Annotated in this window: 25 protein-coding genes; 15 read left to right on the top strand and 10 right to left on the bottom strand. The window is 60.0% G+C overall.

Translation table 11 applies throughout. The annotated features are described in order from the left end of the window. Nucleotides 1-4: 4 nt before the first annotated feature. Nucleotides 5-1,255, bottom strand: a complete 1,251-nt coding sequence (locus tag ACP7BS_RS20890; protein ID WP_426239656.1) for a sarcosine oxidase subunit beta family protein — start codon at nucleotides 1,253-1,255, stop codon at nucleotides 5-7. Between the two features lie 90 nt (nucleotides 1,256-1,345). Between ACP7BS_RS20890 and ACP7BS_RS20885 the strand changes: the two genes are divergently transcribed. After that, the gene (locus tag ACP7BS_RS20885) at nucleotides 1,346-2,323 is read left to right on the top strand and encodes a GlxA family transcriptional regulator (RefSeq protein ID WP_426239655.1); all 978 of its coding nucleotides are present in this window, start codon (nucleotides 1,346-1,348) and stop codon (nucleotides 2,321-2,323) included. Nucleotides 2,324-2,398: 75 nt separating this feature from the next. After that, nucleotides 2,399-3,094, top strand: coding sequence for a helix-turn-helix domain-containing protein (locus tag ACP7BS_RS20880; protein ID WP_426229865.1), 696 nt, complete (start codon nucleotides 2,399-2,401; stop codon nucleotides 3,092-3,094). 8 nt (nucleotides 3,095-3,102) lie between these two features. Here the strand turns inward: ACP7BS_RS20880 and ACP7BS_RS20875 are convergent, their stop codons facing one another. Next, entirely contained in the window at nucleotides 3,103-3,525 is a 423-nt protein-coding gene (locus tag ACP7BS_RS20875) for a type II toxin-antitoxin system VapC family toxin (RefSeq protein WP_426239654.1), read from the bottom strand. Beyond that, nucleotides 3,526-3,768 (bottom strand): type II toxin-antitoxin system Phd/YefM family antitoxin, encoded by a 243-nt coding sequence (locus tag ACP7BS_RS20870; protein WP_426239653.1) that lies wholly within the window; start codon nucleotides 3,766-3,768, stop codon nucleotides 3,526-3,528. A gap of 172 nt (nucleotides 3,769-3,940) precedes the next feature. Here ACP7BS_RS20870 and ACP7BS_RS20865 point away from each other — a divergent pair, with 172 nt between their 5' ends. The 5 genes from ACP7BS_RS20865 (at nucleotide 3,941) to purU (ending at nucleotide 9,360) form a co-directional block, all read left to right on the top strand. Beyond that, nucleotides 3,941-4,846 (top strand): class II glutamine amidotransferase, encoded by a 906-nt coding sequence (locus ACP7BS_RS20865; protein ID WP_426239652.1) that lies wholly within the window; start codon nucleotides 3,941-3,943, stop codon nucleotides 4,844-4,846. A gap of 38 nt (nucleotides 4,847-4,884) precedes the next feature. Then, on the top strand, nucleotides 4,885-5,571 hold the full coding sequence (locus ACP7BS_RS20860) for a protein GlxC (RefSeq protein ID WP_426239651.1): 687 nt from the start codon (nucleotides 4,885-4,887) through the stop codon (nucleotides 5,569-5,571). A gap of 15 nt (nucleotides 5,572-5,586) precedes the next feature. Beyond that, nucleotides 5,587-6,915, top strand: a complete 1,329-nt coding sequence (locus ACP7BS_RS20855) for an FMN-binding glutamate synthase family protein (protein WP_426229860.1) — start codon at nucleotides 5,587-5,589, stop codon at nucleotides 6,913-6,915. 91 nt (nucleotides 6,916-7,006) lie between these two features. After that, on the top strand, nucleotides 7,007-8,314 hold the full coding sequence (gene glnT, locus ACP7BS_RS20850) for a type III glutamate--ammonia ligase (protein ID WP_426239650.1): 1,308 nt from the start codon (nucleotides 7,007-7,009) through the stop codon (nucleotides 8,312-8,314). 161 nt (nucleotides 8,315-8,475) lie between these two features. Beyond that, on the top strand, nucleotides 8,476-9,360 hold the full coding sequence (gene purU / locus ACP7BS_RS20845; protein ID WP_113246807.1) for a formyltetrahydrofolate deformylase: 885 nt from the start codon (nucleotides 8,476-8,478) through the stop codon (nucleotides 9,358-9,360). 87 nt (nucleotides 9,361-9,447) lie between these two features. On the opposite strand, the gene ACP7BS_RS20840 is transcribed toward purU, so the two are convergent. Together ACP7BS_RS20840 and ACP7BS_RS20835 are read right to left on the bottom strand one after the other, a co-directional pair. Further along, nucleotides 9,448-10,779 carry an NAD(P)/FAD-dependent oxidoreductase gene (locus ACP7BS_RS20840; protein WP_426239649.1) on the bottom strand — a complete coding sequence of 444 codons (1,332 nt, stop codon included), beginning with the start codon at nucleotides 10,777-10,779 and terminating at the stop codon, nucleotides 9,448-9,450. Between the two features lie 103 nt (nucleotides 10,780-10,882). Continuing rightward, nucleotides 10,883-11,917 (bottom strand): LacI family DNA-binding transcriptional regulator, encoded by a 1,035-nt coding sequence (locus tag ACP7BS_RS20835; protein WP_426229857.1) that lies wholly within the window; start codon nucleotides 11,915-11,917, stop codon nucleotides 10,883-10,885. Nucleotides 11,918-12,054: 137 nt separating this feature from the next. Between ACP7BS_RS20835 and ACP7BS_RS20830 the strand changes: the two genes are divergently transcribed. From ACP7BS_RS20830 to ACP7BS_RS20800, 7 genes are all read left to right on the top strand, one after another. Continuing rightward, the gene (locus tag ACP7BS_RS20830; protein WP_426239711.1) at nucleotides 12,055-13,080 is read left to right on the top strand and encodes a Gfo/Idh/MocA family protein; all 1,026 of its coding nucleotides are present in this window, start codon (nucleotides 12,055-12,057) and stop codon (nucleotides 13,078-13,080) included. Nucleotides 13,081-13,096: 16 nt separating this feature from the next. Next, entirely contained in the window at nucleotides 13,097-13,999 is a 903-nt protein-coding gene (locus ACP7BS_RS20825) for a sugar phosphate isomerase/epimerase family protein (RefSeq protein WP_426239648.1), read from the top strand. Between the two features lie 107 nt (nucleotides 14,000-14,106). After that, nucleotides 14,107-15,339 (top strand): ABC transporter substrate-binding protein, encoded by a 1,233-nt coding sequence (locus ACP7BS_RS20820; protein WP_426239647.1) that lies wholly within the window; start codon nucleotides 14,107-14,109, stop codon nucleotides 15,337-15,339. 235 nt (nucleotides 15,340-15,574) lie between these two features. Next, a complete protein-coding gene (locus tag ACP7BS_RS20815) occupies nucleotides 15,575-16,477 on the top strand; it encodes a carbohydrate ABC transporter permease (RefSeq protein ID WP_426229853.1) in 903 nt (300 codons plus the stop codon). Further along, a complete protein-coding gene (locus tag ACP7BS_RS20810; RefSeq protein WP_426229852.1) occupies nucleotides 16,474-17,301 on the top strand; it encodes a carbohydrate ABC transporter permease in 828 nt (275 codons plus the stop codon). The genes ACP7BS_RS20815 and ACP7BS_RS20810 overlap by 4 nt, the downstream gene beginning before the upstream one ends. Beyond that, a complete protein-coding gene (locus ACP7BS_RS20805; protein WP_426229851.1) occupies nucleotides 17,298-18,365 on the top strand; it encodes an ABC transporter ATP-binding protein in 1,068 nt (355 codons plus the stop codon). The genes ACP7BS_RS20810 and ACP7BS_RS20805 overlap by 4 nt, the downstream gene beginning before the upstream one ends. 93 nt (nucleotides 18,366-18,458) lie before the next feature. Beyond that, the gene (locus ACP7BS_RS20800; RefSeq protein WP_426239646.1) at nucleotides 18,459-18,854 is read left to right on the top strand and encodes a winged helix-turn-helix domain-containing protein; all 396 of its coding nucleotides are present in this window, start codon (nucleotides 18,459-18,461) and stop codon (nucleotides 18,852-18,854) included. On the opposite strand, the gene modC is transcribed toward ACP7BS_RS20800, so the two are convergent. The 3 genes from modC to modA all read right to left on the bottom strand — a co-directional run bounded on the left by modC (nucleotide 18,829) and on the right by modA (nucleotide 21,476). Then, on the bottom strand, nucleotides 18,829-19,896 hold the full coding sequence (gene modC, locus ACP7BS_RS20795) for a molybdenum ABC transporter ATP-binding protein (RefSeq protein ID WP_426239645.1): 1,068 nt from the start codon (nucleotides 19,894-19,896) through the stop codon (nucleotides 18,829-18,831). The genes ACP7BS_RS20800 and modC overlap by 26 nt on opposite strands. Continuing rightward, nucleotides 19,893-20,594 (bottom strand): molybdate ABC transporter permease subunit, encoded by a 702-nt coding sequence (gene modB / locus ACP7BS_RS20790; RefSeq protein WP_426239644.1) that lies wholly within the window; start codon nucleotides 20,592-20,594, stop codon nucleotides 19,893-19,895. The genes modC and modB overlap by 4 nt, the downstream gene beginning before the upstream one ends. Before the next feature lie 87 nt (nucleotides 20,595-20,681). Continuing rightward, nucleotides 20,682-21,476, bottom strand: a complete 795-nt coding sequence (gene modA / locus ACP7BS_RS20785) for a molybdate ABC transporter substrate-binding protein (RefSeq protein ID WP_426239643.1) — start codon at nucleotides 21,474-21,476, stop codon at nucleotides 20,682-20,684. Between the two features lie 188 nt (nucleotides 21,477-21,664). Here modA and ung point away from each other — a divergent pair, with 188 nt between their 5' ends. Next, nucleotides 21,665-22,366 (top strand): uracil-DNA glycosylase, encoded by a 702-nt coding sequence (ung, locus tag ACP7BS_RS20780; RefSeq protein ID WP_426239710.1) that lies wholly within the window; start codon nucleotides 21,665-21,667, stop codon nucleotides 22,364-22,366. Here ung and ACP7BS_RS20775 read toward each other — a convergent pair. Both ACP7BS_RS20775 and ACP7BS_RS20770 read right to left on the bottom strand, forming a co-directional pair. Further along, nucleotides 22,363-23,271 (bottom strand): DMT family transporter, encoded by a 909-nt coding sequence (locus tag ACP7BS_RS20775; RefSeq protein WP_426239709.1) that lies wholly within the window; start codon nucleotides 23,269-23,271, stop codon nucleotides 22,363-22,365. The two genes, ung and ACP7BS_RS20775, sit on opposite strands and share 4 nt — an antisense overlap. A 126-nt stretch (nucleotides 23,272-23,397) precedes the next feature. Then, on the bottom strand, nucleotides 23,398-24,696 hold the full coding sequence (locus tag ACP7BS_RS20770) for an HlyD family type I secretion periplasmic adaptor subunit (protein WP_426239708.1): 1,299 nt from the start codon (nucleotides 24,694-24,696) through the stop codon (nucleotides 23,398-23,400). Between the last annotated feature and the right edge of the window lie 3 nt (nucleotides 24,697-24,699).

Genomic DNA, 24,699 nt, shown 5'->3' with positions numbered 1-24,699 from the left:
GTCCTCAATGCAGATTGGGTTGCGAGCCGACGCCCTTTTCATCGATCATCCGGCCGCGCGCGAAGCGGTCGAGCCGGAAGGCGCGACCGGTCTCATGCGGTTCGTTCCTGGCGATCAGATGGGCATAGCAGAAGCCGGAGGCGGGCGTGGCCTTGAAGCCGCCGTAACACCAGCCGGCATTCAGGTAGAGATTGTCGATATGCGTGCGGTCGATGATGGGCGAGCCATCCATGCTCATGTCCATCACCCCGCCCCAGGAGCGCAGCACCCGGACACGCGACAGAGCCGGGATCATCGCGACACCGGCCTCGGCGACATGTTCGACCGTCGCCAGATTGCCGCGCTGGGCATAGGAATTGTAGCCATCGATATCGCCGCCGAAGACGAGGCCGCCCTTGTCCGATTGCGAGACGTAGAAGTGACCGGCACCGAAGGTGACGACATTGTCGATGAAGGGTTTCAGCCCCTCGGAGACGAAGGCCTGCAGCACGTGGCTTTCGATCGGCAGTTTCATGTCGACCATGTCGGCAACGGTGGTCGAGTTACCCGCTGCGGCCAGCGCCAGCTTGCCGCAGCCGATAAAGCCCTGGCTGGTTTCGACGCCGGTGACGCGGCCGTTTTCGCGGCGAATTCCAGTGACTTCGCAATTCTGGATGATATCGACGCCGCGACTGTCGGCGCCACGGGCATAACCCCAGGCCACGGCGTCATGGCGCACGGTGCCACCGCGCTTCTGCATCAAGGCACCCTGGATCGGGAAGCGGGCATTGTCGAAATCGAGGAACGGCAGCATCTGGCGCACCGCGTTGCGGTCGAGCAGGTCGGCATCGACGCCGTGCAGCCGCATGGCATTGCCGCGCCGGGTATAGGCGTCGCGCTGGGCGTCTGAGTGAAAGAGGTTCAGCACGCCGCGCTGCGAGACCATGGCGTTGAAGTTGAAGTCCTGTTCCAGCCCTTCCCAGAGCTTCATCGACAGTTCGTAGAACGGGTTGTTGCCCTCAAGCAGATAATTGGAACGAATGATCGTCGTGTTGCGGCCGACATTGCCGGAGCCGATATAGCTCTTTTCCAGCACCGCCACATTGGTGACGCCGAATTCCTTGGCAAGGTAATAGGCGGTCGCCAGTCCATGCCCGCCGCCACCGATGATGATGACGTCATAATGGTTTTTCGGAACCGGGCTGCGCCATGCAGGCTTCCAGCCCTTGTTGCCACGCAGGGCATTCAGAAAAACAGAAAAGGCAGAATAACGCATGGCAAGGGGATCCTGGTGAACCGCTGAGATCATGACAGGATTGCGTTTCTGTACTTGCAGAAAAGAGACGTTTTAAGCCATGATTAGGACATGGTGTCAGATGACCAGAAAAACGTCCAGAAGATCGGCTTTATCCTCATCCCGGGATTTGCGCTGATGTCCTATGCCTCGGCCGTAGAGCCGCTGCGCGCCGCCAATCTTCTCGCGGGCCGGGATATCTATGCCCTGTCGGCGCATGTTGTCGACGGAGTTGCCGGGATGACTTCTTCGGGCATTCCCGTGCCCGCCACGCCATTGCCGGGCCGAGGATCGGGTTTCCATACGGTCTTCGTTTGTGCCGGCGGTACGCCGGTCGACTGGAATCTTCCAGCTGTTTTGACCTGCCTGCGTCAGCTTGCCCGCGACGGCGTGCGCATCGGCGGTATTTCCGGTGGCCCTTATCTGATGGCTGCGGCGGGATTGCTGGAGGATCGCGATTTCACCATTCACTGGGAACACGCGCCAGCGCTGATGGAAGCCTTTCCGGACCTTGCTCCGCGTCAGGCACGCTATGTCCTCGACGGCAACCGCATCACTTGTGGTGGTGGCGTGGCGCCGCTCGACATGATGCATGCACTGATTTCCGAACGCATGGGCTCGGATTTTGCCCGCCGGGTCAGCGACTGGTATCTGCATACCCATGTGGAAAGCTCCGGCGCACCCCAGCGGGCCTCGCTGGCCGAGCGTTATGGCGTCAATCATCCGGGCCTTCTCACTGTGCTGGAGAAGATGGAAGCAACGATCGAAGCGCCGCTCGATCGCCAGACGATGGCGGCCTTGGCGGGCTTGTCGCCGCGCCATTTGGACCGGCTGTTTTCCAGCCAGATGGGGTCGTCCTTTCTTCTCGAGTACCGCAAGCTGCGACTCGATCATGCCCGCCGTCTGCTGCAGCAAAGCCCTCTCTCCATCTCGGAAATTGCTTTTGCCACCGGCTTTTCCAGCGCCGGCCATTTCTCACGCAGCTATCGTGCCGCATTCGGCGAGCCGCCGCGTTCGCAGCGACAAAATGGCAGTGCAGGACCGCGCTGACATATATTCTTCCCGGTTGAGAAAATTTCACTCTCAGGATAGATTGATCGTCTTGCAGTCGGGGGGTAGCGCCACATGGCGAAGAAGCAGCCAGTCATCGATATCGGCCGTGTGACGGATGACGAGAAGCCGGCGCTGACGGCTGCCTTCCTGCAGGATCCGCATGCGCTGCGCGAACCGAAAGAAAACAATCTCGAAATCGCCATTGGTCACGAGGTGCGCGCCTTTCGCAAGAAGCTCGGCATCACCGTCACCGACCTTGCCACCGCCACCGGCATTTCGCTCGGCATGCTGTCGAAAATCGAGAATGGCAATATCTCGCCGTCGCTGACGACGCTTCAGTCCCTGTCACGGGCGCTGGGCGTTCCGGTCACGGCGTTCTTCCGCCGCTATGAGGAGCCGCGCAACGCCGTGTTCGTCAAGGCCGGTGAAGGCGTCGAGCTGGAGCGGCGCGGAACGCGCGCGGGCCATCAGTACAATCTGCTCGGTCATATCGACAACAACACGGCCGGCGTGGTCGTCGAGCCTTATCTGATTACGCTGACGGCGGATTCCGACACGTTCCCGGCTTTCCAGCACGAAGGCATGGAGTTTCTCTACATGCTGGAAGGCGAAGTGGTCTACCGCCACAGCGACCGGCTCTTCACCATGCAGCCGGGCGACAGCCTGTTCTTCGACGCCGACGCGCGCCACGGTCCGGAAGAGCTGGTCAAGCTGCCGATCCGCTACCTGTCGATCATTTCCTATCCGCAGACGCGCGGCGGTATATAGGGGGAAAGCTACAACAAGTTCGTGGATATTCCGAGAAGCGATCCGGCACGCGCCATCTTTTTGTCGAGGGTGCAAATAGTCATTTCATGGTCGGATGCGATTGCAAGATGAAGAGCATCTCCCGACCTCAAAGCCAATTTTGAGTTTTCCGTGAAGCTGGCCGCGAGTTTAAAGTGCCGGGTTGATACTTCCAAAACCTCTAGGGACGCGTCAACCATCTGATAAAACTGAGCTCTGACGCGTTTTGCGTCTCCAGCGCCGATCCCACCGACGCGTTCCTTCAACGACAATGCGGAAGAAAACTCTGTGATTGACCACTGGCTGATATAAAGAGCGTCGTTTTCAAAACGCAACAGTGCTTCCTGTGCACGGTGCGTATCCATCTCGTTGGTCAAGCTCGACACGAGAACGGATGTGTCAACATAAATCATTCAATAGCGCTCGCTGTCACGCATGGTGCGAATGAAGTCGCCTGCACTGGTCTCCTGATAAGGCATGCTTTCAGTCAGGCGTTTGAGCGCTTCGACATCAATAGGTTTCTTGGTCGGCTTGGCCGGAGTCAACTGAGCAACTATCTTGCCCGCACTTGAAATTTGGATCGTTTCCCCCGCCTCGGCACGGCTCACAAGATCGGTAAGATGATCCTTGGCATCGGACAGCGTTACAATGCTCATGTGTTGCTCCTTCAGCAAAGCTGACTTTAGTCCTGAAAAAGAATCAAGACAAGAAGCCGCTGCGAAAGCTCGGCAGAATATTGCTTTAAAAGAAAATAACTTTCTTCACAGTTGAAATCCAAAACGGCAACTGATATCCATCTTTTCATCAACGAAACGAAGGATTGTCCCCATGTGCGGAATTGTCGGATTGTTTTTGAAGGACAAGAGCCTGGAGCCGCAATTGGGTGCCATGCTGTCCGATATGCTTGTTATCATGACCGACCGCGGGCCTGATAGCGCAGGCATCGCCATCTATGGTGCGCCGTCGGAAGGCCGTGCCAAAATCACCGTTCAATCGGCTGACCCGAAGCACGATTTTGCCGGTCTTGACGCACTGCTGAAGCCAGCCGATTCCAGCGTTACCGTAGAATTGAAAAGCACGCATGCAGTCATCGAGACCGATGCTGCCAAGGCTCTAGCTGTGCGTGATCTGCTTGCCCAGGAACGGGCCGGTATCCGTGTCATGGGCTCGGGCGACAGCGTCGAGATCTACAAGGAAGTTGGTCTGCCGAAGGATGTAGTCTCCCGCTTCGGCATTCGCGCGATGGGCGGCACGCACGGAATCGGCCATACCCGCATGGCGACGGAATCGGCCGTCACTACGCTCGGCGCGCACCCGTTTTCGACCGGTGCCGACCAGTGCCTGGTGCACAATGGTTCGCTCTCTAATCACAACAACTTGCGCCGGGAACTGGTGCGCGAAGGCATGACCTTCGAGACGCAGAACGATAGCGAAGTCGCCGCCGCTTACCTCACGGCTGAAATGGCCAAGGGCAAGGATCTGGGCCAGGCGTTGACCAGCGCGCTCGACGATCTCGACGGCTTCTTTACCTTCGTCGTCGGCACCAAGTCCGGCTTCGGTGTCGTGCGCGATCCGATCGCCTGCAAGCCGGCCGTCATGGCCGAAACCGATCAGTATATTGCCTTCGGTTCCGAATACCGTGCGCTCGTCAACCTGCCGGGTATCGAGAATGCGCGTGTCTGGGAGCCGGAGCCGGCGACTGTGTATTTCTGGGATCATGAGAAGGCGGCCTAACCGTGGATGTCAGCGTCAAACGAGAAAGTCTGGAAGCGATGCGCGTATTCGATCTAGCCACCACGCCGCTGCGCGAACTGAACAGCGCGCTTCACACCATCGCCCCCGGCGCCAATGACACCAATTTCGAGGTCGTCAATCCACGTGGGAGCCATGCCGTCGCCGTCGGTATCGACCAGCCGGTCACCGTCGAAGTGCGCGGCAGCGTCGGTTATTATTGTGCCGGGATGAACGATGGCGGCGCCGTCACCGTCCATGGTTCCGCAGGCCCGGGTGTCGCTGAAAACATGATGTCGGGAACGGTTGTCATCGAGGGCGATGCCAGCCAGTATGCCGGGGCGACGGGCCGTGGCGGTCTGCTGGTGATAAAGGGCAATGCGGCCTCGCGCTGCGGTATCTCGATGAAGGGCATCGATATCGTCGTCCAAGGCAATATCGGTCATATGTCGGCCTTCATGGGTCAGTCGGGTCACCTGGTGGTGCTTGGCAATGCTGGCGATGCGCTGGGGGACTCGCTCTATGAGGCCAAGCTGTTCGTGCGTGGCGAGGTGAAAAGCCTCGGCGCCGATTGCATCGAGAAGGAGCTGCGCCCGGAGCATATCGAGAAGCTCGCCGAGTTGCTGGAGAAGGCAGGCATTACCGACGTCAAGCCGCAGGAATTCAAGCGCTACGGCTCGGCCCGCACACTCTACAATTTCAACATCGATAACGCTGATGCGTACTAAGGCAGGGAACCGTCCATGAGCTATCACAACCCCTATACCCCGCCGCGCAAGTCAGCGACCTTCGACGATTATACGCTTGCCGAAATCCGCCGCGCGGCGGCGACCGGCATCTACGATATTCGCGGCGCCGGCACCAAGCGCAAAGTTCCGCATTTCGACGACCTGTTGTTCCTCGGTGCTTCGATCTCGCGTTACCCGCTCGAAGGTTACCGCGAGAAGTGCGACACATCCGTCGTGCTTGGCGCGCGCTACGCCAAGAAGCCGATCGTCCTGAAGACGCCGATCACCATTGCCGGCATGAGCTTCGGTGCGCTCTCGGGCAATGCCAAGGAAGCGCTTGGGCGCGGTGCGACCATAGCCGGTACATCGACCACCACCGGTGACGGTGGCATGACGGACGAGGAGCGCGGCCACAGCCAAACACTGGTCTACCAGTATCTGCCGTCGCGCTACGGCATGAACCCGAAGGATCTGCGCCGCGCAGACGCCATCGAGATCGTCGTCGGCCAGGGCGCCAAGCCCGGCGGCGGCGGCATGCTGCTCGGCCAGAAGATTTCCGATCGCGTCGCCAATATGCGCAACCTGCCGAAGGGCATCGATCAGCGCTCGGCCTGCCGGCATCCGGACTGGACCGGCCCGGACGATCTCGAAATCAAGATCATGGAACTGCGCGAAATCACCGATTGGGAAAAGCCGATCTATGTGAAGGTTGGTGGCGCGCGTCCCTATTACGATACAGCCCTCGCCGTGAAGGCCGGTGCCGATGTTGTCGTGCTCGACGGCATGCAGGGCGGTACGGCGGCAACGCAGGACGTCTTCATCGAGAATGTCGGCATGCCGACGCTTGCCTGCATCCGGCCCGCCGTTCAGGCGCTGCAGGATCTCGGCATGCACCGCAAGGTGCAGTTGATCATCTCCGGCGGCATCCGCTCGGGCGCCGATGTGGCGAAGGCCTTGGCGCTCGGTGCTGACGCCGTTGCCATCGGTACGGCAGCGCTGGTTGCCATCGGCGATAACGATCCGCACTGGGAAGAGGAATACCAGAAGCTCGGAACCACGGCCGGTGCCTATGACGACTGGCACGAAGGCAGGGATCCGGCCGGCATTACCACGCAGGACCCGGAGCTTTCCAAGCGCCTCGATCCTGTCGCAGCCGGACGCCGCCTTGCCAACTACCTCAAGGTGATGACGCTGGAAGCCCAGACGATCGCCAGGGCCTGCGGCAAGAACCATCTGCACAATCTGGAGCCGGAAGACCTCGTCGCATTGACGCTTGAGGCTTCCGCCATGGCGCAGGTGCCGCTCGCCGGCACTAGCTGGATCCCAGGCAAGGGAGGCTTCTGACCCAAACATAGCTTAGGCCGTTGCACGATCTTCAAAGATAGGCAGCGGCCTTTTTACGAAAAAGTGTCTGAATAATCCAAAGGGGAACACAGTGACACTCGATCTTGCCAGCTTTGCCAAAGACCGTGGCATCAAATATTTCATGATCAGCTATACCGACCTGTTCGGCGGCCAGCGGGCGAAGCTCGTTCCGACCGAAGCGATCGCCGATATGCAGAAGAACGGCGCGGGTTTTGCCGGTTTTGCCACCTGGCTCGACCTTACGCCTGCTCATCCGGACCTGTTTGCGCTTCCGGACGCCTCGTCCGTCATCCAACTGCCCTGGAAAAAGGACGTTGCGTGGGTCGCTGCCGACTGCGTCATGGAAGACCAGCCGGTGGACCAGGCGCCGCGCGTCATGCTGAAACGGCTGATCGCTGAAGCTGCCAAAGAGGGCCTTCGTGTCAAGACCGGCGTCGAGCCGGAATTCTTCCTGATTTCGCCGGATGGCGGCAAGATTTCCGACGAGTTCGATACGGCCGAAAAGCCCTGCTACGACCAGCAGGCAGTCATGCGCCGCTATGACGTGATCGCTGAAATCTGCGACTACATGCTCGAACTCGGCTGGAAGCCCTACCAGAACGACCATGAGGATGCGAACGGCCAGTTCGAGATGAACTGGGAATATGACGACGCGCTGCAGACCGCCGACAAGCACTCGTTCTTCAAGTTCATGGTGAAAACCGTTGCTGAAAAGCACGGCCTTCGCGCCACCTTCATGCCAAAGCCCTTCAAGGGGCTGACCGGTAACGGCTGCCATGCCCATATTTCCGTGTGGGATCTGGAAGGCAAGACCAATGCCTTCGCCGACAAGGAAATGCCGTTCGGTCTTTCGGCCCAGGGCCGGACCTTCCTCGGCGGTATCATGAAACACGCGTCGGCACTCGCTGCGGTTACCAATCCGACGGTCAACTCCTATAAGCGCATCAACGCGCCGCGCACCATTTCCGGTGCGACCTGGGCGCCGAATACGGTCACATGGACCGGTAACAACCGCACCCATATGGTCCGCGTTCCAGGCCCCGGCCGATTTGAGTTGCGTTTGCCGGATGGTGCGGTCAATCCGTATCTTTTGCAGGCAATCATCATTGCGGCGGGCCTCAACGGTATCCGGAAGAATGCCGATCCGGGCCGTCACTGGGACATCGACATGTACAAGGAAGGCCACACCGTTACCGGCGCACCGCTGCTGCCCTTGAACCTGCTCGATGCGCTGAGGGAATACGACAAGGACGAAGAACTTAAGGCCACGCTTGGCCAGAGTTTCTCCAGCGCCTACCTGAAGCTCAAGCACCGGGAGTGGAATGCCTACGCATCGCATTTCACCGACTGGGAGCGGCAGACGACGCTCGATATCTGAGCGTTAGGCCACGTTCCAACACCAGAAGAGACGGCGTGGCCTGTTCCTGCTATCCGATGTCGCTAAACGGATGGACGGGCAGGCCGGCGCCGCGCTAGCTTCCGTTCCACGATGCTGGGCCCGGAGGGCCAGCCAAGACCCAAAGCGAGAGACTGAAACCGATGAAGAGCTACGTTCTGACCGTATCGTGCAAATCCACCCGTGGTATCGTCGCGGCGATCACCGGCTATCTGGCCGACGAGGGTTGTTACATCACCGACAGCTCGCAGTTCGACGACATGGAAACCGGCCTGTTCTTCATGCGCCTGACCTTCATCAGCCAGGAAGGTGCGACGCTCGACAAGCTGAAGGCCGGCTTCGAGGCGGTAAAGACCCGCTTTGGCATGGAAGCCGATATTCTCGACAGTGAGCATCGAATGAAGGTGCTTTTGATGGTGTCGCGCTTTGGCCATTGCCTCAACGACCTGCTCTACCGCTGGAAGATTGGCGCCCTGCCGATCGAGATCGTCGGCGTCGTCTCCAACCATTTCGAATACCAGAAGGTCGTCGTCAATCATGACATCCCGTTCCATCATATTCCGGTGACCAAGGCCAACAAGCCGCAGGCCGAAGCCCGGATCATGGATGTGGTCGAACAGACCGGCACGGAACTGATCGTGCTTGCCCGCTACATGCAGATCCTGTCGGACCAGATGTGCCAGAAAATGTCGGGCAAGATCATCAACATCCACCACTCGTTCCTGCCGTCGTTCAAGGGTGCCAACCCGTACAAGCAGGCCTATGAGCGCGGTGTGAAGCTGATCGGTGCAACGGCGCATTATGTCACTGCCGATCTCGACGAAGGCCCGATCATCGAACAGGACATCGCCCGCATCACCCATGCCCAGTCGGCCGAGGATTATGTCTCGATCGGCCGCGATGTCGAAAGCCAGGTTCTGGCGCGTGCCGTGCACGCCCATATCCACCACCGCACCTTCATCAACGGCAACCGCACCGTCGTCTTCCCGGCGAGCCCGGGAAGCTATGCGTCCGAGCGCATGGGCTGATCCTCAGCTCTTTCATCGAATGTCTTCACATCCCCGAAAGCCTTGTGCGTTCGGGGATGTTTCATATCTGGAGATGGGCCGTACGGTTCAAACCGGCGGTGCGATCTCGATCGGCGTGCCGTCCGAAAAGCGGCTAAAGCGGAACGGGGTGGGATCGACGATCGGCGTGGTTCCCATGACCAGATCGGCGGTGAGATGGCCGGCGCCCGGACCGATACCGAAGCCGTGGCCCGAAAATCCTGTCGCGATGACCAGGCCGGGAAGGCTGTCGAGTGTGGAAATGACCGGGACCGCGTCCGGCGTCACATCGATCAGGCCGGCCCAGATCTGCTCCACCTTCGCATCCCGAAGTACCGGCAAAGCTTCCGTAGCCGCCCGCAACGCGTTCAAGGCGGATCTGCCATCCGGATTCGGATCAAGAATCCGATGCCGTTCGAATGCACCGGGCCGGTCGAGGGGGACTGCGGAGATTTCGAACAGTTCCTGAAAGCTTCGAGCGCTGAGGCCGAGCTGCACCGCGTCGCCCTCGGCCTTCCTGGCGGGTTGGAAATCGCGGAAGAAGGCAAAACTGTCCGGCACCAGCGCATGCATATTGATGCCGCCATTGGCAATGGTGTAGCCGCCGTCCAGCCGTTTCCGGTAGGCAAAGGTCGCTGTGGCCCCCGCGCCATCCGGCCCCCGGTTCACTGCGCTGGTGCGCAGCACCGAGTTGCGCACTTTCAACTGCGGCAGCCGGATGCCAAGTCCCTTGCAGAACAGACGCGACCAGGCGCCGCCGGCAAGCACAACAGCGGACGTCTCGATCCGGCCCTTCTCGGTGATCACAGCGCTGATCCGGCCCGCACTCTTCTCGATACCGCGCACGGCGCAGCCTGTCAGGATCCGGGCACCGGCCCGGCGCGCGCCCATTGCAATCGCCGGCACTGCTTTTTGCGGTTCGGCGCGTCCATCGCTTGGCGTGTAGAGCGCGCCCTTGTACCGTTGCCCGGTGCCCAGCATCACGGTAGCCGTCTCATCCGCGCCAATCTGGCGTGTGTCAAGCCCGTAGGCTTGCGCCAGTTTCAACCAGGCATCGCGGTTGGCGATATCCGTTTCGGTCTCGGAGATGTAGGCAATCCCCGAACGGTGAAACCCGGTCTGCCCGCCGACGCGCGCGTCCAGCCCGTCCCAGATTTTCAAGGCTTCGATGGCGAGCGGAATTTCGCGCCGGTCGCGGCCCATGACCCGGACCCAGCCCCAGTTGCGGCTGGACTGCTCGCCACCGAGAATGCCTTTTTCGCAGAGCACGACGTCAACGCCGCGCTCGGCAAGGAACAGCGCCGTGCTCACCCCGATAATGCCGCCGCCGATGATGACGACGCCTGCTTTCTTTGGCAGGGCGTGGTCCGTTACACTGTGGTCGAGGGCTGGGCCGGGCATGGGAGGGTTCCGAGCGTCGAAGGATGAGATTTCCGATGTGCACGGTAAATTGCCGTTGTTCAAGTCGCAAAGATTGGCCGGTTATTGGGTCTGCGTCCTGCATTCAGGCGGGCAGTGAAAAAGCGTCGCTCTCACCTTCGACAAGGTCTTCCGGCCAGACTTTGCGAAGGTCCGCATCCGGATAGAAATGGCTGAAGGCTGGCATGGTGGCGAGCAATGCTTCAGCCAACGCGATGCCGAGATCGCGTCGCGATAGCGTAAAACCGGTCAGGCTTGGCGACAGGAAATGCGATTGCGGGCTCTGGCGGCCGATGATGGCGATATCGCGTCCGGGCTTGAGGCCGGCTTCGCTCATGCCGCGATAGAAGCCGATGGCAATCGTCTCGTTGACCAAAAGGATTGCGGTTGGCCGGTCCTTCATGGCCAGCAATTGCTGGGCGACGTGATAGCCGCCCGCTTCGTTGGGCTTCGAACTGAAGATAAGATCGGGATCGAGCGTCAATCCGTGCGCTGCAAGGGCCCTGGCGCTTTGGTCGACGAAGAGATGACCAAGGTTGATGTCGTCATGCGGCCGCGTCACGGCGATGCGCCGGTGACCTTTGGCCACCAGCCGGTCGATCGAGGTCTGTGCCATGCCTTCGAAATCGAGATCGAGCCAGGGTTGGCCGACATCCGTCAGGCTGCGTCCCAAAGTAACAAACGGGATCTTGCGTTTGGCGAGAAATTCGAAGCGCGGGTCGTTCCGCTGGGTGGCCGAGAGAATCAGGCCATCGGCAAAACCACGGGCGACGACACGGCGAAGATAGTCGTCCGGGTCTTCTTCCGACGAGCAGAGCAGGGCGACCAGATCAAGGCGATGGCGGGCAAAGACGGTCTGGACGCCATCGAACACACTCATGAAGAACGTATCACCCTGACCTGTGATCTCGGTGCCGGTCTGCATCATGAAGCCGATGATATTGGTGGTGCCCTGGCGCAGGCTGCGGCCGGACTGGTTGGGCACATAGCCGAGTTCGGCGGCCGCTTCGAGAACCTTGCGGCGCGTTTCCTCATTGACATCGGGACGCCCGTTCAGAGCCCGCGAGACGGTGCCGATGGAAATATCCAGATGCTGTGCAAGCCTGCGTATGCCCGTCATTTCAGCTGCTTTCAACGCGTGATCTCGGTGATCCGATGTCCATCTATTGACACGTTTCAAAAATCGTTCATAGTTCCGTAAACGTTTACGGTGGCCGAAAAGGAGCGAAAACCGTAGACTTTGAGGAGGAGAATCCCATTGTGCGTGCAGTTCTGTGCGGGTGCGGAGCCATGGCCAAAGGCTGGCTCAACGCGATCGCTGAAAACCCTGAAATTCGCTCGGCGGTTGATGTCGTCGGGCTCGTCGACGTCAATCCGGTGGCGGCAAAAGCGCTGGCCGCTGAATTCGGTCTCACGGATGCCGTCATCGGTTGCGACCTTGCCGACGTCCTGGCAAAGACCTCTGCCGATATCGTTTTCGATGTCGTCATCCCGTCCGCGCGTGGCGATGTGGTGGGAACCGCTTTGGCTCATGGCTGTCACGTGCTCAGCGAAAAGCCGATGGCGGCGTCGATCGAGGCGGGCCGTTCGCTGATTGCCCAGGCCGAGGCCGCCGGGAAAGTCCATGCCATCGTCCAGAACCGCCGGTTCATTTCGGGCATTCGCCGTATTCGCCGGCTGGTGGAAAGCGGTGCGCTGGGCGAATTGACGGCCATTCATTGCGATTTCTTCATCGGCGCGCATTTCGGCGGGTTCCGCGAGGAGATGGACAATGTGCTGCTGCTCGACATGGCGATCCACACATTCGACGCCGCCCGTTTCGTGGCGGACAAGGTGCCGGTGGCAGTCTATTGCCACGAAAGCAATCCGCGCGGCTCCTGGTATGCGCATGGCGCCGCCGCTAATGCGATCTTTGAATTTTCCGACGACGTGACCTTCACCTATCGCGGTTCCTGGTGCGCCGAAGGGGACAATACCAGCTGGGAAAGCCAGTGGCGGATCATCGGCACCAAGGGCACCTTGCTCTGGGATGGTGCGGACGATTTCAAGACCGGCGTAGTTGCGGGCTCCGAAGGCTTCCTCCGTCCGATCGTGGCCATCGACGTGCCGCAGCCGGCTGATGAGGCGCAGACCCATGGTCATGCCAGCGTCATCGCAGATTTTTTGAGCGCCATCCGGACCGGCGCCAAGCCGGAGACGGTCAGCAACGACAATATCAACAGCCTTGCCATGGTGTTTGCAGCGATTGAAAGCGCCCGCACTAGGCAGCGCGTGACCTTATGAAGAACAGGACAGTTTGATGAGCAATCCGGCAAAAGCCATCCGCATCGGTACCATGATCAGCGCATCCCCAGGCAAGGCGGCGGAGCGTATCGGCAAGGTGGCAGACATGGGCTTTGAAAGCTTCGAGCCCTTCTTCTGGCAGACGACCAATGGCCAGGACCTCGCCGAACTCGGCAAGCGCTGCATCGAGGCGATCGGCGACCGAGATATCACCATTTCGACGCTCGGTATGTTCGGTAATCCGCTGGAAACAACCGATATCGATCGCGATACGCTGCAGGGCTGGAAGGACTGCATCGACAACGCCCATCATTTCGGTGCCACCTGCATTGCAGGTTTCACTGGCCGCATCCGCAACAAGCCGCTGACCGATAGCCTGCCGCGCTACAAGGAAGTCTGGAGCGAGCTTGCCAAGCGCGCCGCTGACAAGGGGGTGAAGATTGCGTTCGAGAATTGCGCCATGGACGGCAACTGGGCAACCGGCGACTGGAACATCGCCCATAATCCGGATGCCTGGGAACTGATCTTCAACGAAACGCCGGATGACAATATCGGGCTCGAATGGGAGCCGTGCCACCAGATGGTCTATCTCATCGACCCGCTGCCGCAGATCCGCAAATGGGCAAGCAAGATCTTCCACGTGCACGGCAAGGACGCGACGATCCGCTGGGACGTCATCCGCGAGCACGGTATTTTCGGCAAGGAAAAATTCGTGTTCATGCGCACGCCGGGTTTTGGCGATACCAACTGGACGGACGTGATTTCCGAGCTGCGGCTTGCCGGCTGGTCTGGCTCGATCGACATCGAGGGCTGGCATGATCCGGTCTATCGCGATGCGCTCGAGATGACCGGCCAGGTTCATGGCCTCAATTATATGAAGACTTGCCGGGGCGGCGATTTCGTCGTTGATCCCGCCTGATCGGCCAAGCCTGCCTGGTGAATCAGGCGGCCTGACAGACTGAAATGGACTGAAGAAGGCCGGCATGGAGGATGACGGCCGACAGGATAACCACAAGGAGGAAAATTATGGGTATCCGCAAATATGCAGTCATTGGTGCGCTGGCGCTGGCAGGCGTCTCGATGTTGGGTCTTTCTGCCAAGGCGGAAGATGTGAAGCTGACTGTCTGGTCGCTTGACCGCGACATTCAGCCGGCGCCGCATCTGGTGGCCGATTTCAACAAGCTCAACAACGGCATCCAGATCGAGTACCGCCAGATCCAGTTCGACGATGTGGTGAGCGAGGCGATGCGCGCCTATTCGACCGGTCAGGCGCCGGATATCATCGCCATCGACAATCCGGAGCATGCGCTGTTTTCATCGCGCGGCGCTTTCCTCGATCTGACTGATATGATCTCGAAATCGACGGTGATCAAGCCGGAGAACTACTTCCCCGGGCCGCTGAAATCGGTCGAGTGGAATGGCAAATATTACGGCGTGCCGAAGGCGACGAACACGATCGCGCTCTACTACAACAAGGATATGTTCAAGGCGAAGGGTCTCGACCCGAACAAGCCGCCGCAGACTTGGGATGAGCTTGTCGAGGATGCGCGCAAGCTGACCGATCCGGCGGCCAACGTCTATGGCCTGGCCTTCTCCGCCAAGGCGAGCGAGGAAGGCACCTTCCAGTTCCTGCCCTGGGCGCAGATGGGTGGCGGCAGCTACGAAAACATCAATTCCGAAGGTGCGGTGAAGGCGCTGACCGTCTGGAAGACGATCATGGATGAGAAGCTTGCCTCGCCGGATACGCTGACCCGGGGCCAGTGGGATTCGACCGGCACCTTCAATTCCGGCAATGCCGCCATGGCAATCTCCGGTCCGTGGGAACTCGACCGCATGACGCAGGAGGCAAAATTCGACTGGGGCGTGACGCTGCTGCCGGTGCCGCAGGAAGGTGCCGAACGCTCCTCGGCGATGGGCGATTTCAACTGGGCGATCTTTGCCTCGACCAAACATCCGGAGGAAGCGTTCAAGGCGCTCGAATTCTTCGCCTCGCAGGATGACAAGATGTTCAAGAACTACGGCCAGCTTCCGGCCCGTTCCGACATCTCCATCCCGGAAACCGGTCAGGCGCTCAAGGATGCCGGCCTCAAGGTGTTCCTCGAACAACTGAAATACGCCAAGCCGCGCGGTCCGCATCCCGAATGGCCAAAGATCTCCAAGGCGATCCAGGATGCCATCCAGGCCGCGCTAACCGGCCAGTCGAGCCCGAAGGACGCGCTTGATCAGGCGGCCGAAAAGATCAAGGCTGTGCTGGGCTGAGCTTGCTTTCTCTCTTCTCCCCAGCGGGGAGAAGATGGCCCGAAGGGCCGGATGAGGGGGCACAATCTCCATGCTTGCGGATAGACCCCCTCATCGCCTCACTTTGCTCGGCACTTCTCCCCGCTGGGGAGAAGACAAACTTGCCGATGGCCTGCGCCATCATCATTTCCTCCCGGAAGGGGTTGTCTTGCGCGCCAATGCGTCAGGCAACCCCGTTCGGAGCATCGGAGGCCCCATGAAGAGGCTGCTTTCCAGCATCCGGGATGGCAACGGTTTCGATATCGTGCTCGTCGCCTTTCCACTCGGTTTTCTATTCCTGATGGCGGGTCTGCCGCTGCTCTACAATATCCTGATGAGCTTTCAGGAAGTCGACATGTTCAGCCTCGGCACGTTGCTGCGGCCCTTCGTCGGTTTCAAGAACTACCGGGACCTGTTTGCCCAGCCGGAGACATGGCCGATCCTTGGTAATACGGCGATCTTCGTGATCGGTTCGATTGCCGGCCAGTTCCTGATCGGCTTCGGGCTGGCGCTGTTCTTCTGGGTGAATTTTCCGGGTGCTTCGTGGCTGCGCGGCCTGTTCCTGGTATCCTGGGTAATGCCCGGCCTCGTCGTCGGCGCCATCTGGAACTGGATCCTGTCGGGCGATTTCGGGGTGCTGAACTTCATGCTGAGGGAAACCGGCATCATCTCAGGCAATATCTTCTGGCGCTCCGATCCGAACTATTCGCTCTATGCCGTCATCATGGCCAATATCTGGCTGGGCACGGCCTTCAACATGATCCTGCTGTCGGTCGGCTTGGCGAGCATTCCCGGCGATCTCTATGAGGCCGCCGAACTCGACGGCGCCAATGCGTGGCAGCGGTTCTGGACGATCACCCTGCCAATGATGCGCTCGACCATCGGCGCGATCATTTCGCTCGGCCTGATCTTCACCTTGCAGCAGTTCGATCTGTTCGCGGCGATCACGTCCGGCGGACCCAACAATTCGTCCAACGTCACGCAATACTGGGCGTGGGACCTGTCGTTCCGGCAGTATGACTTCGCCAAGGGTGCGACGATCTCCGTCATCATGATCGTCTTCGTGATGTTCGCCTCGGTCGTCTATGTCCGCTCCACACGTCATGAGGTGCGCGGATGAACGACACCAACCGCAACCGCCTGATGCTGGTCATCGCCCTCGTCATGGCGGCGATCTATCTGTTTCCGCTCTACTGGATGTTCATCACCGCCTTGAAAAGCGGTTCGGAGATGTTTGCGACGCCGCCGAGCTTCTGGCCCTCTGAACCGCAATGGAGCACCTATGCCTTTGTCTGGGAAAGCCGTGACATGGGCCGTTATTTGTGGAATTCGCTGATCATTGCCTTCGGCTCGGTCGCGCTGATCACCGTGCTCGGGGTCGGCTGCGCCTATGTGCTGGCGCGCTACCGCAATGTCTGGGTGGATATCGGGCTGTTCCTGATCCTGATGCTGCAGGTTCTGCCGGCATCGCTGATGATCACGCCGATCTTCGTCGGCTTCTCGCAGCTCGGCATGCTCAACTATCCGCGCTTGGCCGTGATCATTGCCATTGCCGCCAAAAGCATGCCGTTCTTCGTCGTGCTGGTGCGCGCCACCTTCATGGCCGTACCGCAGGAACTGGAGGAGGCGGCATTGGTCGATGGCAATTCGCGGGTCGGCGCCTTCTTCAACATCGTGCTGCCGCTTGCCCGCAACGGCATCCTCGTCAGCGCCATCCTCATCTTCATGCAGGCCTTCGGCGAGTTCGTCTATTCGAAGTCGATCATCCAAGCGGTGGAATTGCAGCCCGCCAGCGTTGGGCTCAATTCGTTCATGGGGCCGAACACCAACGAATGGAACAATATCATGGCCTATGCCACGATCTACGTGACCCCCATCCTCGCCATCTTCGTGCTTTTGCAGCGGCGCATCGTCTCCGGCCTTACTTCGGGAGCCATCAAATGACCAAGCAGATCGAGCTCTCGGGCGTCAATAAATATTACGGCGCCTTCCATGCCCTGAAAAACATCGAGCTCAGCATCGAGAAGGGCAGCTTCGTCGCACTTGTAGGCCCATCCGGCTGCGGTAAGTCCACCCTGCTGCGCTCTTTGGCCGGGCTTGAAAGCATCTCGACGGGCGATCTGAAGATTGCCGGCGAGCTGATGAACAACGTGCCGCCGCGCAAGCGCGATATTGCCATGGTGTTTCAGTCCTACGCGCTTTATCCGCATATGACGGTGGAGCAGAACCTCACCTACAGCCTGCGCATTCGCGGTGTGCCGAAGGCGCAAGCCAAGAAGGCGGCTGAAGAGGTTGCGGCGACCACCGGGCTTTCGCAGCTTCTCGGCCGCTATCCGCGCGAACTGTCCGGAGGCCAGCGCCAGCGTGTCGCGATGAGCCGGGCGATCATTCGTGATCCGAAGGCGTTCCTGTTCGACGAGCCATTGTCCAACCTCGATGCGGCGCTGCGCGTCCATATGCGCAAGGAAATCCGCACGCTGCACGACCGGCTGGGCGCGACGTCGGTCTATGTTACGCATGACCAGATCGAGGCGATGACCATGGCTGACCATGTCGTGGTCATGAAGGATGGTGTCATCGAGCAGCAGGGCGCGCCGCTCGAACTGTACGACCGGCCGGCCAACAGGTTCGTCGCCGGCTTCATCGGGTCGCCGGCAATGAATTTCGTGCCTGCGGTGGTTGGCGAGGATGGCCGTTCGCTGGCGGTCGATGTCGGTGAAAAGCAGACCATCGTTCTTGACCGCCAGCTGCAGCCCGGCCGCAAGGTGACGGCGGGGTTGAGACCCGAACACCTGCATTTCGTCGAGCCGGGGCAGGGCGTCTTCCGCCTGCCCGTCGGTATCGTCGAGAGCACCGGATCGGCGACCTACATCACCACCTCCACGGCTGCGGAGGTGACGATCGTCGAGACGTCGCGCAGGCAGGTTCGCACGGGAGATGTCATCGATGTATCGATCCGTCCGGCCGATGTGCATGTGTTCGATGATCAGACCGGACTGCGGGTTTGAAGGCGGCGGCCACTCTGGAGTGGGGGCGGCGCTATACATCGGCAGGCGGGCGCGATAATCTTTTATCGATCCAGCCAGGGCACGTAGAACCGCATGACACAGACAGATCACAGCAGTCTCCACCCCGTTTTGCGGGTCGATTTCCCCCATGCCGAACGGCTCGGCCGAGGCAAGATCGAGTTGCTTGAGCATATCCGCGAAACCGGATCGATCTCGGCTGCGGGCCGTGCCATGGATATGTCCTATAGGCGGGCCTGGCTTTTGGTGAGCGCGCTCAACAGCATGTTCCAACAGGAGGCGGTGGAATCGCAGCGCGGCGGAAAACAGGGCGGCGGTGCAATCCTGACGCCCTTCGGCGAAGAATTGATCCGTCAGTTCCGCGCGATGGAGGCGAAGGCTCAGGCGGCGCTGGCATCGGAACTGGCCTGGCTGCAAGACAATCTCAGCGCCAGCGCGCCGAAGATCAGAGATCCAGAGCCACGCTCTTGATGATGGCATGAACCGGTTTGCCCAGATGCAGTCCGAGCACGTCGCGCGAGAGGGTCGTCACCCGCGAAACGATCGTCACGTCAGCGCAATCCAGCCGGATATCCACCATGCCTAGCGCCGGTTCGCCGATCTCGATGATCGTTGCGGACAAAATATTGAGCGCGCTCAATCCATCCGGCCGGCTGGTTGCCAGCATGACGTCGCGGGCGGCGATCTGTAGCCGGACGCGCTTGCCGATGGGGGCATTGAGATGCGGCACGCGGATTTCGGCCTTTCCGGCCCGGATGACGGTGATCTGATGCGTTGTGTCCGTCGTCTCGACGATGCCGTCGATAACCACGCCGGCCTCGCGGCGGCTGATGGTCGAAGACGGCTGGCTGAGGATGGTTGCCGCGTCGCCTGACGCGCTGACCCGGCCGTTTTCCAGAATGATGACCTTTGTCGCCAACCGGGCGACTTCCGCGATCGAGTGGCTGACATAGATGATCGGAATATCCGCCTCATCGCGCAGCCGCTCCAGATAGGGCAGGATTTCCGCCTTGCGTTCCTCGTCGAGGGCGGCCATGGGCTCGTCCATCAGAAGCAGGCGCGGATTGGACAGCAACGCCCGGCCGATGGCGATGCGCTGCTTTTCGCCGCCCGAGAGGTTGGCCGGTGCGCGGTCCAGCAGTGCACCGACGCCGAGCATATCGACGATCCGGTCGAAATCCGCTCCGCCATGGCTGCGCCGGGCAAACCATCGACCATAGCCGAGATTGCGCCGGACGCTCAGATGCGGAAAGAGGCGGGATTCCTGAAAGACATAACCGAAGCGGCGTTTGTGCGCGGGCACGAAAACCCGCTTGTCACCGTCGAAAAGCACGTCGCCGTTGAAGATCAGAGACCCGCTCCCGGGCCGCATCAGCCCTGCGATGATGTTGATCAGCGATGTCTTTCCTGATCCCGAGCGGCCGAAGAGGGCCGTCACGCCCTTGCTCGCAGAGAAGGCCGCTTCGACGGAAAAGGCGCCAAGCCGATGGCGGATGTCGACCTCAAGGCTCATACGGCGTCAACCTTCTTCGCGGCGAGGTTTGCCAGGATTTCCGACACCATCAGCGCGGCCATGGAAATGACGATGGAAATCAGCGTCAGGCGAAACGCACCGGCGTCGCCGCCGGGAACCTGGGTAAAGGTATAGATCGCCGAAGACAGTGTCTGGGTTTCACCAGGAATATTGGAAACGAAGGTGATCGTCGCGCCGAATTCACCCATCGCCTTGGCAAAAGCCAGAACCATGCCGGCGATTATACCTGGCATTACCAGCGGCAGCGTGACGGTGAGGAAGACCCAGAATGGTCCTGCCCCCAGCGTCGAGGCCGCCAGTTCCAGCCGGCGGTCCACGGCTTCGATCGACAGGCGAATGCTGCGCACCATCAGGGGGAAGGCCATGACCGCGCAGGCGAGAGCTGCACCCGTCCAGCGGAAGGAAAAGACGATGCCGGTATATTCGGCGAGAAACGCGCCGATCGGGCCACGTTTGCCGAACAGGATCAGAAGCAGAAAGCCGGTCACGACCGGTGGCAGGATCAGAGGCAGGTGGACCAGGCCATTGAGGATGGATTTGCCCCAGAAGCGTCCGCGCGCCAGAAGCATGGCGATAGCAATGGCGAAGGGCAGGCCGACGATCATGGCCACAAAAGATACGCGCAGGCTGAGGCGGATCGCCGTCCATTCCGCGTCGCTTAAAGTCAACCAGTCCAAATTGCGTGCTCCGTCCCTGACGGTCAAACGATATGCGCTCCATCCATTCGCGGATAGAGCGCATCGCCGTCTTATTTCTGGGTCAACTTACTTCAGAACCGTAAAGCCTTGGGCTTCGAACAGGGCAGCAGCCTTGGCAGACTTGACGAAATCGACATAGGCGGCGGCGTCCGGGTTCTTGCTGTCGGCGGTGATGGCGATCGGGTAGACGATCGGCGGATGGCTGTCTTCCGGGAAGGTACCTGCAATCGTCACGCCTTTGTCGGCAGCCGCATCCGTCTGGTAGACGATGCCATAGGGCGCTTCGCCTTTGGACACGAGCAAAAGGGCTGCCCGGACGTTTTCAGCACCGGCGACATTCTTTTCGACGGACGACCAGATGCCTAGCTTTGCAAGCGCTGCCTTGCCGTATTTGCCGGCGGGAACGGAATCGACAGCACCCATGGCGAGCTTTTCGTCACCCAGCAGTGCCTTCAGATCGAGCCCCTGCTTGATATCGACCGGGGCTGCATCCTTCTTGCCGGTGACCAGCACGATGCGGTTGCCGAGCAGGTTGGCGCGAGTGTCGTCCTTGATCAGCTTCTTTTCAGCGACGTAGTCCATCCAGGCAAGGTCGGCGGAGATGAAAACGTCGGCCGGTGCGCCGGACTCGATCTGCTTGGCAAGGGCCGAGCTTGCCGCATAGGAAACCGTGGTTTCCTTGCCGGACTCCTTCTGCCATTCGGCATTGACGGCATCGAGTGCGTTCTTCAGGCTTGCCGCAGCAAAGATAGTGACCTTTTCGGCTGCGAGCGCCGGCTGGGCGAGCGACGCGCCACCGATCCAGAGCGCTACGGCTGCAGTTCCGAGACATTTCAGCAAGGTTCGACGTTCGGTGCGCATGCGGTTCCCCATTGGTTTCGAGATATCCATTTAGATATAACGGTGCAATCCAATTGGCCAGCGTTATGTTTGTCAAAATATATTGAAACTCATTCGCCTCAACCCGAGATCTGCTGCTTGCCATCGCCGCGGCTGAAGTTAAATTCTGCGGCGCAGGATTGACCGGAATGAACAGGGTAGGGACCGCGATGGAATCGAGTGTCAGAATCGACGAGAGCTGGAAAGCAGCTCTCGCCACGGAATTCTCCAGCCCCTATATGGCCGCGCTGAAAAAATTTCTGGTAGAGGAACGAAACGAGGGAAAGCAGATTTTTCCGAAGGGGCCGGAGTATTTTCGCGCTTTGGATCTGACACCGCTCGACACGGTGCGCGTGGTCATTCTCGGGCAGGACCCTTATCATGGCGACGGGCAGGCACATGGACTGTCGTTCAGCGTCAAGCCGGGCGTGCGCTCGCCGCCATCGCTGGTGAACATCTACAAGGAGCTGCAAAGCGATCTCGGTATTCCGCCTGCCCTGCATGGCTTTCTTGAAAGCTGGGCGCGGCAGGGCGTCTTGCTGCTCAACAGCGTGCTGACGGTCGAACGGGCGATGGCGGCATCGCATCAGGGCAAGGGCTGGGAAAAGTTTACCGATGCGATCATCCGCGCTGTCAACGATCAGGAGCATCCGGTGGTCTTCATCCTCTGGGGAGCCTATGCGCAGAAGAAGGCGGCTTTCGTCGATCAGTCGCGCCATCTGGTGATCCGCTCGCCGCATCCGTCACCGCTGTCGGCCCATAACGGTTTTTTCGGCACCAAGCCCTTTTCCAAGGCCAATGATTTTCTGCTCTCGAAAGGCCGCGAACCGATCGACTGGGCGCTGCCCGCCAATCCGGAGATACCGGCTTAGGTCAGCGTCTGGGAGGACGGCGGTTCGGGTTTCCTGGCATTGCGCCGGGCAACCACGCTCTCGCGCCAGACGGTGAAAATGCCGGCGCAGACGACGATTGCCGAGCCAAGGATCATGTTGAGGTTCAGCGTCTCGCCAAAGATCGAGACGCCGATGATCGAGGCGAAGACCAGCTGGAGATAGGTCAGCGGTTGAACCTCTGACGCGTCCAGAAGCTCATAGGCTTTGATCAGGAAGAAATGGCTGGTCGTTCCGGTGATGCACAGAAGCAGCATCCAGCCCCAGTCCTGCGGCGCAAGCGTCGTCCAGTAGAATGGGCCGACCAGGGTGATCGCCACCGCGCCTGCTACACCGGTATAGAAGAAACTGGTCATGGCGCTGTCGTCACGGCTGACCAGCCGCGTCGCGATGACGTAGATCGCAAAGATCAGTGCCGAGGAGATCGGGATCAGGAAATTGATGTCGAAGCTGCTGTCGTCAGGTTTCAAGATGAGCAAGACGCCAAGCAATCCGATGATGATCGCCGTCCAGCGCCGCCAGCCGACGCGCTCGCCGAGCAGCGGCATGGACAGCAGCGCCACGAATAGCGGTCCTGAGGAAAAGATCGCCTGCGAATGGGCAAGACCGACCCTAGAGAACGAAATGATGACGATGACGATCTGTGCGACCAGCAGGATACCGCGCAAGATCTGCAGGATCGGACGTTTCGTCCCTGCGGTGACGGATAATCCGCCACGCGAACGGGCCGCCAGCGCAATCGCGAACGCGGCAAACGCCCAATAGCGGATCATGGTGATGAAGACCGGGGGGTAGAGACCGCCCAGATGTTTGGAAATCGCGTCCTGTATCGAGAAGATGACAAGGGCAAGCAGGACGAAGATATAGCCGGTACGCTTCGAGGTCATGACAACGGTCATACACCGGCTCTGCCGCAAGCCGCCACGCGATTTTCGCGACGCAGCCCTGTTTGTTTGAACAGGCGTTTTCGGGCAACACGGCGGTGATGGGCACCGCCGTGTTGCTTGTCTGGATCAATCCTCGCGGAACGTATGCTGTATCTGTTCGGTCAGTGGTTTCGCGAGGTAGGAGATCACGGTGCGATCGGCGATCTTGATGAACACTTCAGCCGGCATGCCGGGATAAAGCGTCAAGCCTTTCAGGCCGGTCAGGCTTTCCGGCTTCGGCCTGATACGGAGCGGATAGTAGGTCATGCCGGTACGCTGGTCGGTCACGAGGTCGGGCGCAATGGTTACCACCTCCGCTTCGACAATCGGTGTTGTGCGCTGGTTAAAGGCGCTGAAACGGACTTCAACCGACTGGCCGAGGCGAATCTGATCGATATCATGGGTGGCAATCTTGGCTTCGACCGTCAGGCCGTCGGCGCCGGGCACAACCAGCATCAGGACTTCGCCGGGATTGATCACACCATTTACGGTATGCACGGCCAACTGATAGATCCGGCCATCGAGCGGCGCGCGAATGTCGATACGTTTCAACTGGTCCATGGCGGCGACGCGGCGGTCCTCGTACTCGGCGATCTTGCCCTCGACATCCGTCAGCTCCTTGGCAATTTCAGTACGGCGGTCTTCATCGAGCTGCAGGATCTGCAGGTCGATTTCACTGGATTTCCCGGCAGCCTGTGCACGGGCCGCGAGACGCGCGCCGCGGTCGCCTTCCAGCTGGGCACGGTCGCGCTTCAGCTCGGTCAGGCGCTGCATGGAAACGAGGCCCTTGCCATAGAGCTTGTCGAGACCCGACAGTTCTTCGCCGATCAGTTTCAGCGCATCTTCGATCGCCGTCAGCTGAACGGTCAGGCCCTTGGTTTCATCGACAAGCTGGCTCTTGCGCGATGCGAGCTGACTTTTCATGCCGACGAGAGCATTCTTGCGGCTGATGAACAGCTTGCGTTCGCTCTGTTCCAGAACCTCGCCGGGCGTGCTGGTGCCGGATATCAACTGGCTCAGGTCTTCGGGGATGGCGAAGTCGTTTGACCCCAGCTGCTCGGCCAGCAGGCGGGCGCGGCGCGCATAAAGTTGTGCCAGCGTGTTCTGCACGATCGACAGGTTGGCGCGCACCGTCGTGCCGTCGAGCTTGAGCAGGATTTGGCCAGCCTTGACGGTATCGCCCTCTTTGACCAACACTTCCTCGACGATGCCGCCTGTCAGGTGCTGAATCTTCTTGACGTTGTTCTCGACCACGACCGTGCCGCTCGCGACGATCGCGCTCGATAGCTCGGTGGTCATCGCCCAGCCGCCGATACCGACGACGAGTGCGAGGCCGAGGATTGTTACGGCGGTGATATGCCGGCCCAGCGACCGGTGCGAGCTCATTGG

The sequence above is a fragment of the Pararhizobium sp. DWP1-1-3 genome (assembly GCF_049896125.1).
Taxonomy (GTDB): Bacteria; Pseudomonadota; Alphaproteobacteria; order Rhizobiales; family Rhizobiaceae; genus Pararhizobium.
Note: the sequence above shows the minus strand (reverse complement) of the source record. Positions and strands in the feature narration are given on the sequence as shown.